Source organism: Borreliella valaisiana VS116 (assembly GCF_000170955.2).
Lineage (GTDB): Bacteria > Spirochaetota > Spirochaetia > Borreliales > Borreliaceae > Borreliella > Borreliella valaisiana.
In genome coordinates, this window is the sequence record NZ_ABCY02000001.1 from 1 (window position 1) to 16,497 (window position 16,497).

The 16,497-nt window shown below is 26.3% G+C and carries 16 protein-coding genes and 1 pseudogene; 9 read left to right on the forward strand and 8 right to left on the reverse strand.

What is annotated here, in order from left to right; translation table 11 throughout:
- The first annotated feature begins 922 nt into the window (after positions 1-922).
- On the forward strand, positions 923-1,147 hold the full coding sequence (locus BVAVS116_RS00005) for a hypothetical protein (RefSeq protein ID WP_040351321.1): 225 nt from the start codon (positions 923-925) through the stop codon (positions 1,145-1,147).
- Positions 1,148-1,211: 64 nt separating this feature from the next.
- On the opposite strand, the pseudogene BVAVS116_RS06575 reads toward BVAVS116_RS00005, so the two are convergent.
- From BVAVS116_RS06575 to BVAVS116_RS00015, 3 genes and pseudogenes are all read right to left on the reverse strand, one after another.
- Positions 1,212-1,500: pseudogene (locus BVAVS116_RS06575) on the reverse strand (hypothetical protein); the annotation flags it as partial.
- On the reverse strand, positions 1,487-2,518 hold the full coding sequence (locus BVAVS116_RS00010) for a glycoside hydrolase family 3 N-terminal domain-containing protein (RefSeq protein WP_006068818.1): 1,032 nt from the start codon (positions 2,516-2,518) through the stop codon (positions 1,487-1,489). The gene BVAVS116_RS00010 and the pseudogene BVAVS116_RS06575, both read right to left, overlap by 14 nt.
- On the reverse strand, positions 2,506-3,984 hold the full coding sequence (locus BVAVS116_RS00015) for a UTP--glucose-1-phosphate uridylyltransferase (protein WP_006068766.1): 1,479 nt from the start codon (positions 3,982-3,984) through the stop codon (positions 2,506-2,508). The genes BVAVS116_RS00010 and BVAVS116_RS00015 overlap by 13 nt, the downstream gene beginning before the upstream one ends.
- A 139-nt stretch (positions 3,985-4,123) precedes the next feature.
- Between BVAVS116_RS00015 and BVAVS116_RS00020 the strand changes: the two genes are divergently transcribed.
- Positions 4,124-5,911, forward strand: a complete 1,788-nt coding sequence (locus BVAVS116_RS00020) for a phosphoglucomutase (protein ID WP_006068664.1) — start codon at positions 4,124-4,126, stop codon at positions 5,909-5,911.
- 72 nt (positions 5,912-5,983) lie between these two features.
- Here BVAVS116_RS00020 and trpS read toward each other — a convergent pair whose 3' ends face one another.
- From trpS to BVAVS116_RS00035, 3 genes are all read right to left on the reverse strand, one after another.
- Entirely contained in the window at positions 5,984-7,036 is a 1,053-nt protein-coding gene (trpS, locus tag BVAVS116_RS00025; protein WP_006068238.1) for a tryptophan--tRNA ligase, read from the reverse strand.
- A 2-nt stretch (positions 7,037-7,038) separates the two neighbouring features.
- Entirely contained in the window at positions 7,039-8,127 is a 1,089-nt protein-coding gene (locus BVAVS116_RS00030) for an AI-2E family transporter (protein WP_006068555.1), read from the reverse strand.
- Positions 8,128-8,196: 69 nt separating this feature from the next.
- A complete protein-coding gene (locus BVAVS116_RS00035) occupies positions 8,197-9,054 on the reverse strand; it encodes a hypothetical protein (protein WP_006068908.1) in 858 nt (285 codons plus the stop codon).
- Between the two features lie 115 nt (positions 9,055-9,169).
- Between BVAVS116_RS00035 and cdaA the strand changes: the two genes are divergently transcribed.
- Genes cdaA through priA form a run of 7 tightly spaced genes read left to right on the forward strand, consistent with a single transcriptional unit; the run spans position 9,170 to position 15,483 of the window.
- Positions 9,170-9,940, forward strand: a complete 771-nt coding sequence (gene cdaA / locus BVAVS116_RS00040) for a diadenylate cyclase CdaA (RefSeq protein WP_040351322.1) — start codon at positions 9,170-9,172, stop codon at positions 9,938-9,940.
- Between the two features lie 4 nt (positions 9,941-9,944).
- Positions 9,945-10,949: a YbbR-like domain-containing protein gene (locus tag BVAVS116_RS00045; RefSeq protein WP_006068764.1), complete on the forward strand. Its 1,005-nt coding sequence runs from the start codon at positions 9,945-9,947 to the stop codon at positions 10,947-10,949.
- Positions 10,946-11,320, forward strand: a complete 375-nt coding sequence (locus BVAVS116_RS00050; RefSeq protein ID WP_006068682.1) for a holo-ACP synthase — start codon at positions 10,946-10,948, stop codon at positions 11,318-11,320. The genes BVAVS116_RS00045 and BVAVS116_RS00050 overlap by 4 nt, the downstream gene beginning before the upstream one ends.
- 3 nt (positions 11,321-11,323) lie before the next feature.
- Positions 11,324-12,163, forward strand: a complete 840-nt coding sequence (locus BVAVS116_RS00055; protein WP_006068749.1) for a DUF2225 domain-containing protein — start codon at positions 11,324-11,326, stop codon at positions 12,161-12,163.
- Complete coding sequence (truA, locus tag BVAVS116_RS00060) at positions 12,164-12,904, forward strand: tRNA pseudouridine(38-40) synthase TruA (RefSeq protein ID WP_006068630.1); 741 nt, start codon at positions 12,164-12,166, stop codon at positions 12,902-12,904. It abuts the gene before it with no gap.
- Complete coding sequence (locus BVAVS116_RS00065; protein ID WP_006068534.1) at positions 12,897-13,499, forward strand: uracil-DNA glycosylase family protein; 603 nt, start codon at positions 12,897-12,899, stop codon at positions 13,497-13,499. Before truA ends, BVAVS116_RS00065 begins: the two co-directional genes overlap by 8 nt.
- Positions 13,492-15,483 (forward strand): replication restart helicase PriA, encoded by a 1,992-nt coding sequence (gene priA / locus BVAVS116_RS00070; protein WP_006068227.1) that lies wholly within the window; start codon positions 13,492-13,494, stop codon positions 15,481-15,483. Before BVAVS116_RS00065 ends, priA begins: the two co-directional genes overlap by 8 nt.
- Here priA and udk read toward each other — a convergent pair.
- Together udk and BVAVS116_RS00080 are read right to left on the reverse strand one after the other, a co-directional pair.
- On the reverse strand, positions 15,480-16,100 hold the full coding sequence (gene udk, locus BVAVS116_RS00075; RefSeq protein WP_006068424.1) for a uridine kinase: 621 nt from the start codon (positions 16,098-16,100) through the stop codon (positions 15,480-15,482). The two genes, priA and udk, sit on opposite strands and share 4 nt — an antisense overlap.
- Complete coding sequence (locus tag BVAVS116_RS00080; RefSeq protein ID WP_081581225.1) at positions 16,093-16,473, reverse strand: rhodanese-like domain-containing protein; 381 nt, start codon at positions 16,471-16,473, stop codon at positions 16,093-16,095. The genes udk and BVAVS116_RS00080 overlap by 8 nt, the downstream gene beginning before the upstream one ends.
- Positions 16,474-16,497 lie beyond the last annotated feature (24 nt).

Below are 16,497 nucleotides of genomic sequence, written 5' to 3' on the forward strand. Positions count from 1 at the left end.
CTAAAAACCCCAATAGATATAATATATTATTATTATCAAGTTCTATAAAAATAGTTTCACATATTTACTTACATACATATTTACATATTTACATATTTATTACTATAATTATATTTTTAATAATTTTAATTTCTATTTATTCTAATAATTTGGAATATTTAAAAAAAATATAGATTCAAAGGTTTTAGGAACTATAACTTCTACTAATAGTACAATATCTCGTATATTTTCATTTTTAGCGTTAGCTATATGTTAAGTTTTAACTAATTACAAATGCTATAAATAGTAGGTATATTGAAAGGAAATTAAACAAACCCTATTTAATCTGATCTTGAAAAACTAAAACTTATTATTAATAATACTAAAATAAATAATGTTATAGGCGTTTTTAGGAATTTTTTAGTGTTGTACCTCAGCAAATTAAAAAATATTTGAATGTTTAATTTTTTTTTAAATGTCCATGCTCCACAATATCTGATAAGCGAAATAGTAAACATACGAATACAAATAAACAAATTGGTATTAGTAATCATAATTCCCCATTTCATTTCATTAATATTTTAAAAAACAAATTCTTCAAATATAATAAGACTTGTGATAGAAAGGAAACATCAAAGATATTATTTTTATTCATTAAAAAATGATAACATTATTAAAATTTAAAGTTTAATAATGTTATCATTAACTTTTAGAGTTATTTATTTTAAATAACTCTATTCAATTTTTTTATCAACCTTTTTATTTATACTGACAAGCAATTTTTATTGATAAAAATATATCTATTTGTTTATTTAAAAAATTAAAATTTTTTCATATTTATTGTCAAAATAAAACATAATATCAATAATAACCCATACCCGATGTAACTGAATTATTAATAAAGAAAGAAGGGCTTAATAGTTTTTATTTACTAATATTCTGTTTGCCTTTGGTTAATAAACTTTATATTGAAAATTCTATTCCACTTATAAATATTGGATATCTTAATGATTTTTCAGTTATTGGTCCATTTTATATTCCAAATATCTCATCTTGCTACTACTGTACTGAAATAGGAGTTATAAAAAAGTCATCATCTTCTAAATTAGAAAGTAAAATAATACATCATCTGATAACAGCCGCTAGCAATGATTGGTTTAATTTTTGAGTTAATAAAAATATTCTTACTGCTCATAACTTCAACCCCTATATATTATTATTAGCAGTAGTCTTTATCGTAATCGAACATAAGCTCTTATTATAGACGAAATATAATCTTCTCCTTTTTTTGTTTTTTTAATGCTTCAAAATTACCAAGCAAAATGCTAAAATCTTCTTTGGTTAATGAGTAAATACTAGCTACAATAAAATTACTTTCATTTTCTTTTTCTTTAAAAAATTCATCTTTTACATTTAGATTTAATATTTTATTAATTTTTTCTTTATTAAAATATCAAAATCAAAATATTCCAAGTAAAGTAAATATTTAAAGTTCTCAGGGTCATTTTTAGCTATCAATAAAAGGGATAAGAACTATATTCATACCTGAATTTAAAGACTTTTTAATAGCATTTTTAATATTAGAAAAACTTTTTGTAATTGCTTCCATATCATAAGAATCTGTCATCATAATACCAGTAATATTTAAATTTTCCCTTATAATATTTACAATACTTTTGGACATACTAGTTATATCTTTAGAAATTTTAGGAACATTTACATGGCCAATCATGATAAATTTAGCAGCCCTACCAAAAACAAACGGTATGAAATTATTTAGCATTAAAAAGCTTTTACTATAAGGCAAAACCGCCAAATATTTATGTGTATCTATGGTTGTTCCCCCTAATCCAGGAAAATGTTTAATTGCCGAAAATACTCCATGATTCTGCATACCGTCAATAAAAGCTTCTACCATAAGTCCAATATCATAGGCAGAATATCCTCCAAATGTTCTATTTAGTAAAGGGGTATGTGGCACAAATTTTATGTCAGCAACTGGGGCCATATTTAAATTAATACCCAACCTGCGCAATTGTTTAGCAAGAACTTCACCAATTTTATAAATAAGATGCAAATCTTTAACACTCCCCACATACTCCATAGCTGGAAAATTATAAACTCCCATTTTTTTATTTTCACCAGCTCTACTAACTATCCCCCCCTCTTCATCAATAGCAATAAAAATATCATGTCCAATATGACTTTTTATTGCATTAATCAATCCTTTTGTCTGCTCAGCATCTTTTAAATTTTCTCTAAATAAAATTACACCAACGGGATTAATCTTTTTTATTCTATCAATATCATCAATGTCAAGCCCTTGAACATTCTTTAAATTTGTTAAATTTCTAATCCCAATAAGTAAGTTTCTATCTTTTAAAATAGTTTGAAAATCAAATTCACCTAAAAATTTCATCAAATCTACAAGATCTGATTTATCCTTATTAAAATATTCATAATCTATTTCTGGTAAAGATTCTATCGCAAATAAATTTAAACAAACAAAGATAAAAGGTAAAGCTTTCAAAAAGTCCATCTATAACACCCACGCAACAAACCATAATCTTTTAATAACAAAGCAGAAAGAGAACAATCCAAATCTTTAGTAGCATAATAATTATCAACTCTCTTTTCACAATAATATTCATACCCATCTTCAAGATAGTTGCTATTAAGCAACATATCGATAAATAACTTTGCGGGAAGAAATCTTTTGCTTCTATCAACCGTTAAAATTAATGGGTTTTTCATTAATTTTAAAACTTCCCAAGTTATTTGCTCAACCGAAATATATTTGCCAACTTCCTTATCTTGCTCTATAATTCTAATGGGCATTTTTTCTATTATTTCATCAATATTTTTTATCAAATATTCTAAATTAAAAAGCCCAGTAGCACAATTAAATAGTAGCTTATTACCCTTGTTCTCAAATTCTTGTATAATCTCTAAAGAAATTCCCCCACCAATATCAACACAAGTTAAACGATTTTCACTATTTACTGCCAACACCCCTCCCTTAAAATCTGTATTACTTTTAAAACTAAATTCAAATCCAGAAGAACAATCGGTCAAAGCCATTACAGCAAGTGCTTTAAAATTGATTGTAAAGCCCATATTATCAACATTACCAATATATATGAATCTTTTTCCAGATTCATAAAGCTGTAAATAAATATCTTTTAAAATTTTAAAATTTTGACCATGACCGGCAGGCAAAGCTAAAATCGAATTATCATTTTTATTATTCTTGATAGTAAAATATTGATAATTAGAACTATTTAGTTTTTCATAACAATAAACCAAAGGTTGAACAGCTGTAAAAATATCTTCTTTTTTAAAATTGCAAAAATTTACACTTTTAATCAAATCATCTACAAATAAATCATCCAAAAATTTTGAAATAAATTCATCCGTTTTGCAACTAGTCATTTGAAATATTGAAGGCTTAACCCTTTTACCATAAAAAGATTCATATCTTTTGGCAACCATCAAAAGATGTCTGATTTTCAAAGCTAAAAAGGAAAATCCAAAACTACCGTCTTTATTGATATAAGCTGGAGTTATACCCTTTGGAAATTCTCCAAATTTTTCTTTAAATTCAAGTATTTTAGATTCATACCGTATATATAAATCTTCATTTACTCCCTTATTTTTAGCTAAATCAAAATAACTTGTTGCAGAGCCTCCATTTAAAATTCCAAAAGAAAGATACGGAAAAAGAATTAGTCCCAAATTTTCAAGATCATAAGAAGAAAAAATATAACAATCGCCTTCTTCTGAATGCAAAAACTTAGAAAAATCATAAAAATATTTCTTTAAATTATTTTCAACCAAACCTTTCTTAAGTTTAAACCTCAAAATTTTGTCCGAAATATTAAAAATATTTTCATGATTATCATAAGGAAAATATTTAATGGATTCAAAATTATTAATTCCTATCTCACCAGAATTAAGTTTTTCAAGTATCATTTCAGAAAAAATTTTATCAATTTTAATATTCATCAGTAAGAACTAAACCCCTTAAGATAAAGCTTTTAATATAAGCAAAAAAACAAATTTTCAAGTATAATAATATAAATAGCTATATTATTGATTAATTATAGCAACAATATGGCTGGAATATCAATGAGAAGAAATTTACATGCTTAAACAATATTCACTTAACATAAAAAATTTAAAAAAAGCTTTTGACGAGATGATATTTTCTCCTTCAGGATTTAGAAAAATCTTTGCAAAATCAAAAAACAAAGATTCAACAGAAAATGAAATAGGTAATGAAGATAAAGTACTAATAGCACTAATAATCTTTACAATATCAAATTATTTTAAAAATGAGTCCAATCCCTATATTGGATTAGGATTGGATTCAAGACCCACTGGCAATATTATTGCAGAAATAACAATCAAAATATTAATAGCAAATAAAGAAAAGATTAAATTTTTTGGTATACTTCCAATAACTGAAATTTTAGCTTGTACAAAAAACAGCAAAGATTTAAAAGGTTTCATTTATATCTCTGCAAGTCATAATCCAATAGGGTACAACGGAATAAAAATGGGATTAAACGATGGCGGTGTACTAAATTCTGCTAAAACTCATGAAATAATAAAACAAATTAAAAATAATAGTCAAAATGAAAAGTTAATAAACCATTTAATTAACATTCTAAATAAATTCAATGAAGACAAATCTCATTTAGAGTGTTATAACAAAACAATAATATTAGAAAGAAAAAATAAAAACCAATCTTACGAGGCATATAAATCCTTAATACATAAAATAGCACATGAAAACGATATTAACAACAAAAATATCGAAATTTTAAAAAAAAGAATATTAAAAAATCCAATTGGAATAATAGCAGAAATGAATGGAAGTTCTAGAATTAATTCAATAGATAAAGAATTAATAGAATCTTTGGGATTGAAAATAGAATTATATAATGACAAAATAGGTATTTTTAAGCATAATATTATCCCAGAAGGAAAATCTTTAAATGAATGTAAAAAGCTTCTACAAAAAAGATATATACAAGACAATTCTTTTGAACTAGGATATGTACCAGATTGTGATGGAGATAGGGGCAACCTAGTATTTATAGACAAAGCCACAAAAACTGCAACCATCATAGAAGCACAAAAAATATTTGCACTTGTAGTAATTTCAGAGCTCAGCTATCTTTATTATACAGGAATAAAAAATAACATAGCAATAGTAACCAATGATGCAACATCTCTAAATATTGAAAAAATTGCAGATTTTTTTAACGCCAAAGTTTATAGAGTAGAAGTTGGAGAAGCCAATCTAACAGAAATGGCAGATGATTTAAGAAGCCAAGGATTGATTGTAAAAATTTCAGGAGAGGGATCAAACGGAGGTTGCATAATATATCCTTCAAGGGTAAGAGACCCAATTACTACCTTACTTAGTATCGTAAAATTATTAAAAATGAAAGAACTTTACCAAATATGGTGTAAATTATCTAAAAACTACTATAAAGAAAACTATAATTTAAAAGATATTTTAAATACAATAAATTTTTATAGCAATGTAATGGTATCATCTAATAAAGCCAATTTAACAAATCTTAAAATAGAAAATCAAGAAATTTTAAAAAGCAATTATGAAAATCTATTGATTAAAGAGATAAAAAGCAATAAATTATTTCAAGAATTATCAATAGTTGATTATGAAATCATTAACTATGAAGGCAAAAGACAATCTAAGATTAGAACAGGAGATGCCTCTGGAGGATTAAAAGTACTATTAAAAACCAATAAAGAAATTGTTGCAACCTTATGGATGAGAATCTCAAAAACAGAACCAGTAACAAGGGTGCTCAGCGAAGTTATTTATAAAAAAAGAAGCATTTTGTTCAAACTACTAGAATTTAATAAAAACTTAATCAAAAAGGCAAATCTACCATAATAATTATTAATATTGTTTGATTTAAATAATAAGTTTATCACCACTATAAGTTTAACATAAAATCAATAATTTTCATTCTTCATTTTTTGTTTTTTTAGCACTATATTTTATTCCATTCCAAGTTTTTGAAAGGCCTATTAAATCTTTAACATCTTTTATTACTTTATTTGCAATAAACCTTGCCTTGCTGGTACCATCAAAAATAATTTCATCAACGTAATCTTTTTTTTTTGCTTCATAAAAACTCCTTTTATCCCTAATTGGCTTTAAAAAGTTATTCAAAGCTAAAAACAATTTCTTCTTAACCTCAACATCACCCACCTTGCCCTTCTTATACCTACTTTTAAGATCTTCAACTTCTTCATGATTACTATTAAAAATACTGTGATAAATAAAAACAGGATTATTTTCAACATTGCCGGGAATATCTGCCCTTATTCTATTTGGATCTGTATACATAGACATAATTTTTTTTTCTAACAAATTTTCAGAATCGTTTAAAAAAATTGCATTATTAAGACTCTTACTCATTTTATTTTTACCGTAAATACCCACCAAAGGACGAGAATCTGTGAAAACAGATTCGGGTATTGGGAAAAAATTATCTTTGTACAAATGATTAAACCTTCTTGCAAGTTCTCTTGTAAATTCAATATGAGATTCATTATCACGTCCAACGGGAACTAAATTTGCCTTTGCCATTAAAATATCTGCACTCATAAGAACGGGATATCCTAAAAGACCATAAGGAATCTCTTTAAGTCCAGCCGCAATACTCATATCCTTTATGCTTGGAATCCTTTGTAAACGCGCAACAGTAACAATCATTGAAAATATTAAATAAAGCTCAAAGAGTTCGGGTATGGCTGATTGCAAATATATACTAACCTTATTAGGATTAATCCCACAAGCAAGATAATCTAAAACCATTTCCCTAACATTATAAGGTATTGTATTGATGCTTTTCAAATCGGGTTTTGTAGTTAAAGTGTGCAAATCAGCTATAATAAAATATGTTTCATAATCTTCTTGAAATTTTAACCGATTTACTACAGATCCTACATAGTGCCCTAAATGAAGAGCGCCAGTAGGTCTATCTCCCGTAAGCATAACCTTTCTTTTCAAAATCAAATCTCCTTATCTTTGCTTGCAATATGACTAATATTGCTTAAAATCTCAGAACCACCTAAAAATACAGAAAAAGACTTTAACCAACTGATATTATCAACTATTACCTTTACAATCACAGTAAAAGGATAAGCTATTAAAAGGCCCACAATACCCCAAAGCCATCCCCAAAAAAACAAAAAACATAATAGCAAAAATGGTGAAATATCAAGTCTTTTTCCTTGCATTTTTGGCTCAAGAATATTCCCAATTAACATTTGAACAGAAGTATTGTATATAAAAATATAAAGCACTATGTTTAAGTTTGGATAAAATTGAATTAAAGATGTTATTACAATAAAAAACACAGCCAATATAGACCCAATGCTAGGAATAAAATTGAAAACAAAGGTAAGAACTGCCCAAACTAGAGGAAAGTCTTGCCCAAACAAAGTCAATCCAATAAACACCAAAATACCTGTTAAGCAACTAACAAGAATCTTTATTCCCAAATATTTGCCAATTTGATTATTAATCGTATCTAGAGCTCCAATAAATCTAGTAGATACTGGCTTTTTAAAAGCTTTATCAAGTTTCATTCCAAAAACATGTATTTCTGAAAGCAAAAAATACAACAACAAAAAGACTACTACTAAACTACTTGTAAATCCAATAATCTCATTAGAAGCTCTTGTTAAAAATGGATAAATGTAACCAGAGAAATTCATGTTATTAATAACAGAACTATCAATTTTATAACGACTAAGCACATCTTTCATAATAAATGCCAATTGATTTTGATAGTAAGGCAATTGTTTTATTAAAACAGTAACACTGTAATAAACAAAATTAAAAATCAAATAAGAAAAAGAAAATAATAAAAAAAATATAAGAAAAACTATTAAAAATTTTGGAACTTTGAATTTTTCCAAAAAAGTATAAACGGGATAAACCAAAAACACCAACACTATGGAAATAGCCAAAGGTTTAAATACAGCTTCTGCTATTTTAAAAACCCCAATAAATATTAAAACTATGACAATAAAATAAAAAACATATTCTACTCTCCAAGGCCTTAATCCTTGATTTGTATTTAAATCTTTAAACATATTCCCTCTTTTAGTTTTTTTACTGCTTCTATCAACTAAACAAAAGTAAGTAAAATAAATTAAATAAATTTAAACACTCAAGCAAATTTTCTCCATTATCCAATTATACAATTTAGTGCCCTTACTATAATTGGCCTCAGCAAAATCTCCCACTCTATTCTCATAAAACAATTTTTTTGCATTCTTATCATTTCCATGATACACTGTCAAGGTATTTCTACAATGATTTAAAATATTATTTAAGATTTCAAATGCCGGAATATCATTAAATCCATCTGCGATGTAAAATATATTTTTAAAAGGAATTTGCCTTTTACTCTTTGGCACTCTCTCATTAACCTTATCATAAGATCCTTTATTGATTTCAAAAATAACCCTGGTTTTTATTGTATGATCTACAAAGTAACAAACACTGCTTAAAACCTTATTTTTAGAAAATTTATCATCTCTAAGCTCATAAAAAGGCATCAAATACGAGTCTATAAACTCACATGCCCACACTTTGCTCACATAAGGTGCAATTTTGCTTCCCAAAATCATTTGTCTAAACCCGCTTGAAACAATATAAATCTTAACCTGCGAATTATTATTTTCCAACTTTTTATTTATTTCAAATATCTCATCAAACAAACCAACAACCCCTTCAAAAAAGCTTAACTTAGCACCTAAATTAAATAACACTCTATTATCTAGACTTTTAAAAAAACCCTCTCTTACATAGGTTAAAAAATGGGATAAATATATCATTTCATTAGAAATGATATTATAACCATTCTGCTTATAAACATATTCTAAATTTTCAACTTCTTTCCAAAAGGAATAAGAATCAACACAATACTCATCAAACAAAACTTGCTGCATATTACCATAAATAAGAGTATTATCAAAATCAAATATTAAAGCTACAATATTTTCTCTTTCATTCATAAATTCAAAAACAATTTAATTTAATTATAAATTGTGCTTATTTATATATTTTATATTATACTAATATAGGTTAATAAGTACAGTTGTTTTAGCATTGAGATTGAATATAAAATTTATGATAGACATAAATGATTTAAATCAAATAAAAGATACTTTTTCAAGAATTTTAGATCTAAGCTTAATTAGCATCTTGGTATACTACATATATAAAAACGTAATCAATTCTTATTCTACAAATCTATTAAAAGGAATGTTGATCCTCATCTCTATAGGAATTATCTCCTATTATTTAAATCTCTATACCATTAGTTGGCTGTTAAATTATATCGCCAATATATTACCAATAGCAATAGTCATACTTTTTAATCAGGAAATAAAAAAAATAATAATGCAAATTGGAAATTTCAATTTAGCCTTTAAGCTTTCAAATAAAAAAGAAGAAACTTTAAAAGTTATTTCTGAAATTCTAAAAGCAGTTAAACACCTATCTGAAAACAAATCTGGCAGCCTAATATGCATCGAAAAAAAAATACAGCTGGAGCAAATAATAAACAAAGGAACTAAAATTGATGCGCTAATATCTAGTGAACTGCTAATATCACTATTTGAGCGCGAAACCCCTCTTCACGACGGAGCTGTAATAATTAGTAAAAATAAATTAAAATATGCGGGCTCATTTTTACCATTATCTAATGTTGATTCTATTAGCAAAGCATTTGGAACAAGACACAGAGCAGGGCTTGGGATTTCCGAAAATTCTGACGCAATAACAATAATTACCTCCGAGGAGACTGGATCTATTTCCATCACAACCAATGCAAAATTGGAATACAACTTAAGCTTAAACGAAATTAGAAATAAATTGAATCTCGAGCTAATAGAATAAAATAATGAAAATAAGTAAAAAAATAACAAACATAATAAAGTTACTATTTGATGATTGGCAAAATAAAGCCATTTCCATTTTAATAGCTATTCTAATGTTTGTGGCATTTCATTTCAATAAAATAGAATCAATAACAACTGAAAAAGAATTCAACATTGTCTTAAATGATCAAATAGCTCTCGGAAAAATTCCCGACTTTAGCAAAGTCAAAATTACAATAAAAGTCAACAAAGATGATTTAAAATACCTTGATCTTAATAAAATAATATTATTTATTGAAGCATCAAAAATAAAGATTCCTGGCAAATATAAGCTGCCAATAAAAATAAAAAATCTTAATTCAATACACATTGCAGAATATAAGCTCTCAAAAACAAATGTATTGCTAAATCTTGATAACAAAGTCTCTAAATCAGTTAAAATAGAGCCTAAGTTTAAACTTATAGAAAAAGATGGCAAAGGAGAATATTTTATTGCAAAATACAATATACTGCCTGAACATTTATTAGTATGTGGTCCTGAACAAGAACTTAAAAAAATAAACACTATTCAAACCAACGTAAAAGAGTTTGATACAAGAACCCTATTTGTATCAGATTATCTTGAAGTAGTTCCTCCAACCCCTCTAGTTATGCTTGAAAAAAGTCATGTGGTAATCAATATTTATTTAAACAAAAAATATTCAAACACAACAATAAAATTTCCTAATCTTATTTTTAATAATTTAAAAAATGGTCTTGAGATTAAAGATAAGGAAAAAATAATAAACTCAGAAAACAAAATGTTTGTAAAAATAAAAACAAGACTTTCTGAAAAACAAATTAAAACCCATATAAACAATCAAAATATAAGCCTTGCCTTTGATTTAGCAAATGTAAAAACCCCGGGGATTTACAACATTGCCACAAATATAATTCTTAAAGAGAATATCAATGAAACAGAAATATATGATTATGAACCTAAAAAAATAAAACTAGAAATCATCGAAAGCTCAGAGATCAAACCATGAAGTCAATAGGATGTGATATAATAAAAGTCGAAAGATTCAAAAGTTTTTTAGAAAATAAAAAAAAAATGGAAAGATTCTTTACACATAAAGAAATTGAAAATTTTAAATTAAAAGGCGGTAGCATTTTAGAAAGTTTAGCTGGAAAATTTGCAGCTAAAGAATCTTTAATTAAAGCATTAAGTCCACTGTTGCAATATAAAATACGTTATGGCCTTAAAGATATTGAGGTAATAAAATCTTTAAAAGGAAATGCAAAATTTTGCTTGCATAATGAAATTGAAAAATTTGCAATAAACATGAATTTAAAGCTATACCTAACAATATCCCATGAAAAGGAGTACGCTATTGCATTTGTAATGGTAGAAAATTAATTCATGAAAAAAATATCATATTTTACAAAAGAAAAAATTGAATGCCCTATATGTCATTTTAAATTTCAAAAAGAAGAACTTTTTACTGGAAGTAGTAGATTAATAGCTGGAGAGTTAAAAATTGATCTAAAAAGAGAATATATAAAAAACAACAAATATGGCAACATTTATCCTAGAATATATTCTGTAACAGTATGTCCAAAATGCTACTTTGCAGCATTCCCAAGCGAATTTAATTCAATCCCTAAAAACAAAAAAGAAATTTTGCAAAATAAAAAATACGAAAGAAAAAAAATAAATGCGATTTTTGATAACACGATCAACTTCAGCAAATCTAGAACATTAAAAGAAGGAGCTGCAAGCTATATTCTTGCTATGCTGTGTTATGAGCATCTTGAAAAGAATTCTAGCCCTACGTTAAATCAAGCAAAATCAGCAATAAGAGCTGCTTGGACATTTGAAGACCTTGAAAAAGAAGAACCAAACAAAAACTATAATTATCTTCAAAAAATATTTTACCACAAAGCTGCATATCTTTATAAACTAGTTATAGAAAAAGACAAAGACAATTCAGAACCTATTAGTGCATCAACTATATTTGGCCCAGACACAGATAAAAATTACGGCTATGACAGTGTTCTCTACTTATCAGGTCTTCTAGAATACTTTTATGGAAATAAAGAGAATAAAGAATACAGATACAAACAATTAAATGACATAAAAACCACTCTTTCTAAAATAGCAGGAATGGGCAAATCTTCAAAAGAAAAGCCTTCAATACTTTTAGACAAAATCAAAGAAGTTTACTTTAAAATATCAAAGGAAATGAAAAATCTTAAATAAATGAGAAAAATATTAGCTGAGATTGCTTATGACGGATCTATATATCATGGATTTCAAATACAACCAAAAAAGCCTACTGTTCAAGGAGAAATTGAAAAAGCTCTAATGAAAATCAACAAAAAAAAAATAAAAATTCATTCATCTGGAAGAACAGATAAAGGAGTTCATGCAAAAGGACAAATAATAACTTTTGATATAAATATCAATATTCAGCTAAACAATTTAAAAAAAGCTTTAAATGCAATATTATTAAAGAACAGTATAAAAATACTAAAACTCAAATATGTAAAAAATTCATTTCATCCACGTTTTAACGCTAAAAAAAGAAAATACCGTTACTGTATATTAAACAGCAATAACTACTATCCCTGGGAAGGCTATCAAGCTCACTATGTAAACAAAAAACTAAATATTAGCAATTTAAACCAAATGGCTAAAATATTAATTGGAAACCATGATTTTACCACATTTTCATGCATAAAAGATAAAAGCAAATCCAAATTTAGGCATATACATTTTGCTAAATTTAAAAAAAGAGGGAAATATATTATTTTTGAAATAATAGGATCTTCTTTTTTGTGGAAAATGGTAAGATCAATAATAGGCACAATGCTGGATATCGAAATAAAAAACGAATCAATTTCTATTTTTGAAACAATACTAAAATCAAAAAATAGAAACCTTGCAAGAACAACTGCACCCGCAAATGCTTTATTTTTAGATAAGGTTTACTATGAATAATAATATTTTAAATAAAAAACTTTTTTTACTTAAAATATTGACAAATAATATTGAAGGTAAAATTACAGAAAATTTTGAAAAAATAGAGAATGATATTAAACAAAAAATAGAAAAAGCTAAAAGTGTTAAAATTTATCAAAAAAATGAAAATATCAAACAACCTAAAGAAATGTCTATAAAAACCAAAAATTTAACAAACCTATTACCAAATAATAGTTTACAAGAAAAAAGCATCAACAACAATCATATCATAATATATATAAACAGAAACTATCTCGACGAACCTTCAAGGGATATTATAACAAAATGGTGCAAAAGCATAAATATAAACAATTATAAAATAATAGACACTATTGAATCGCTTAACTTAGAAATCAGCAATAAAAACCTTAAAGCAATTTTATCTTGCGAAGAAATAGATTTTTTCTTAAATCAACCGTTAAGAATTCAAATTGTAAGAGGAATAGAACTAAGATTTAAAGGTATTCCGTTAGTTTTTACATACCTTCCTACAAACCAAATAAAAAATCCAGAATTAAAAAAAGAAATATGGCAAGATTTAAAAATAATAAAAGGCATAATAAAATATGGTTGAACATTATCATTCAACTTATTACTATGAAATTGCAATAAATATTCCTTTAAATAAACTTTTTTTTTACAAGTTTAACTTAAATCTAGAAATTGGAATAAGAGTAATGGTTAATTTTAATGGCTCTAATAAAATTGGAATAATTATTAAAAAATATTTTGAAAACGAATTCAAAGAAAAATTTGAATTCAAAATAAAAGAAATTATTCAAATAATAGATAAAACTAAAATAATAACGGAACATAACATTAATTTAGCACATTGGATTAGTAAAAAAACATTCTCGGGCTTTGGAGAAACTTTATTTTTTGGGTTGCCCAAAAATTCAAAATCTAAAAAAAATCAAACATTGCCTTCAATAAATGAGTATCTGTATCCGGATCATAACAAGCGCCTTCAACTAAACAATGAACAACAAAATATTTACAAAGAAATTATTAAATCAGAAGAAACTAATATTTTTTATCTTTTTGGAATACCTGGATCTGGAAAAACTGAAATATTTATCAAATTGTGTGAATATTACTTAACACTAGAACAACAAGTGCTTTTCTTGATTCCTGAAATATCATTAGGATATCAAATAATAAAAAGACTAAAACATGCATTAAATATGCACCATAATAAGATTTATGAATATAACTCTAAAGTTCCAAATTCTAGTAAAAATTTAATATGGAATAAAGTCAAAAATGGAGAAAGCCTAGTTGTTATTGGCATTAAAAGCGTACTAATGCTACCTTTTACCAAATTAAAATTAATCATTATGGACGAAGAACACGAAACTACATACAAATCGGAAAATATTCCAAGATTCCATTCAAGACACATATCATTTTTTTTGCAAAAAAAATTTAATGCTAAATTTATAATGGGAAGCGCAACACCTTCTCTTGAGGCATACCACGCAATGAAACATAACCAAATAAAAAAAATATTAATGCAAAACAAATTCTCTCAAAGCAAAATAAAAGATATAAAAATAATAAATATGAAAAAAGAACCTAGCACAATTTCATCAGAACTATTATACAGTATACAAAAAAGTTTAAATGAAAAAAGACAATCTTTAATTTTCATTAACAAAAGAGGGTATCTAAAAAATCTAGAATGCAACGAATGCGGACATACAATTTATTGTCCCAATTGCTCGTTTGGCCTGATTTACCACAAAAAAGAAAACAAACTTTTATGCCACTATTGTAGTTACAAAACAAAAACAGCAAGTCATTGCCCTCAATGCGAATCAAAAGACATTAAATACAAAACTTATGGAATTCAACTTGTTGAAAAAGAATTAAAAAAATTTTTGCCAAATGCAAAAATTGCAAGAATAGATTCCGATATTACAAAAATAGAAAATATAGATTCAATAAGTAAATTTGAAAACAAAGAAATAGATATACTTATCGGAACACAAATCATCGCAAAAGGATTCAATTTTGAAAATATAAAAACATTAGGTATAATCAACGCAGACATTGGAATAGGATTGCCTGATTTCAGAAGCAGCGAAAGAATTTTTACAACACTCTCACAGATTATGGGAAGAGCCGCAAGATTTAAAGATGACAACACAATTATCATACAAACAAAAAATCCCGATTATTATGCCATAAAGTATGCTTATAAGAACCAATATGAACAATTTTACGAACAAGAGCTAGATATACGAAAAAAATTAAACTATCCTCCGTTTAACAAAATTATTAGAATAATATTTAGAAGCAAAAATGAAGAAGCTGTTAAACAAAAATGTTGGGAATTTTTTGAAAAATCTAAAGAATTTTTACAAGAAGGAATTGAGCATTTGGGTCCATCAGAAGCTATTATGAAGAAAATATCTAAAAATTACAGATATAATATAATATACTTGTCAAAATCCTATAGCTTACTTGAAAAACTAGTTAACAAGACAAGAGAAAAGGTAAAAATAACAAATACTGTTTACATTGAAATAGATTATTATCCAATATCATTAATTTAGATGAAATCTAGTCCTTCTTTACTTAAAGACTTAAGGAACGTTGAAAGCACATAAAGCGCTTTATCATTATGTCCCCCTTCGGGAATAATAAGATCAGCATATTCTTTAGTGGGCTCAATAAACCTATAATAACCCCATCTAGTAGTGCTCAAATATTGCTCAATAACCGACTCCAAAGTACGACCTCTTTTAGAAATATCTCTCCTTAAACGCCTAATAAATCTAATATCGTTTGGAGTATCAATGTATATTTTAAGATCTATTAAATTTCTTACTCTCTCTTCAACAAAAATCATAATACCTTCAACAATAACAACAGGGGTTGGAACAACCAAAACCGTTTTAAGTTGTCTTTTATGATTAATAAAATCGTAAAGAGGCATATCTATTGGGTTATTTTCTTTTAAATTTTTCAAATGTTTATAAAACAAATTATTATCAAAAGCATCCGGATGATCAAAATTTACTTTAGAAAATTCATGTTCATAATCGCCCACACTTTTATAGTAATTATCTTGAGAAATAAGGACAAATTCTGGAATAAACTCACTAATCTTACTCACAACTGTAGTTTTTCCGCTTCCAGAACCACCAGATATCCCAATAATCTTAGCCATCAATCAACTTCTTTTTTTCCATTTGTGGCATGTCTTTCAAAGTACCAGCCACAAACACATTCTTAAACCCCATGCTTTTTAAAACTTTTTTAGCCTCATAAGACTTATTAAAACTTTTACCATAAACAATTATTTGGGATTCAAAATCACCCAATTTATCTTTTTTAGCAAATAAATTATTAAAAGGAATATTAATCGATTTAAAATAATGAGATTTACTATATTCTTTGGGAGATCGAATATCCAAAATTTTTGCTCCATTTTTGATTTTTTCCAGTAAAAATAGATTAATCCTTTTCATCCTAAGGATAATAAAAAACCAAATATAAAAAAAAAGCAGAACTAGTAATACTATAAATTTTGCATAATTCATCGCCATAGTTTTCATGAACATAAT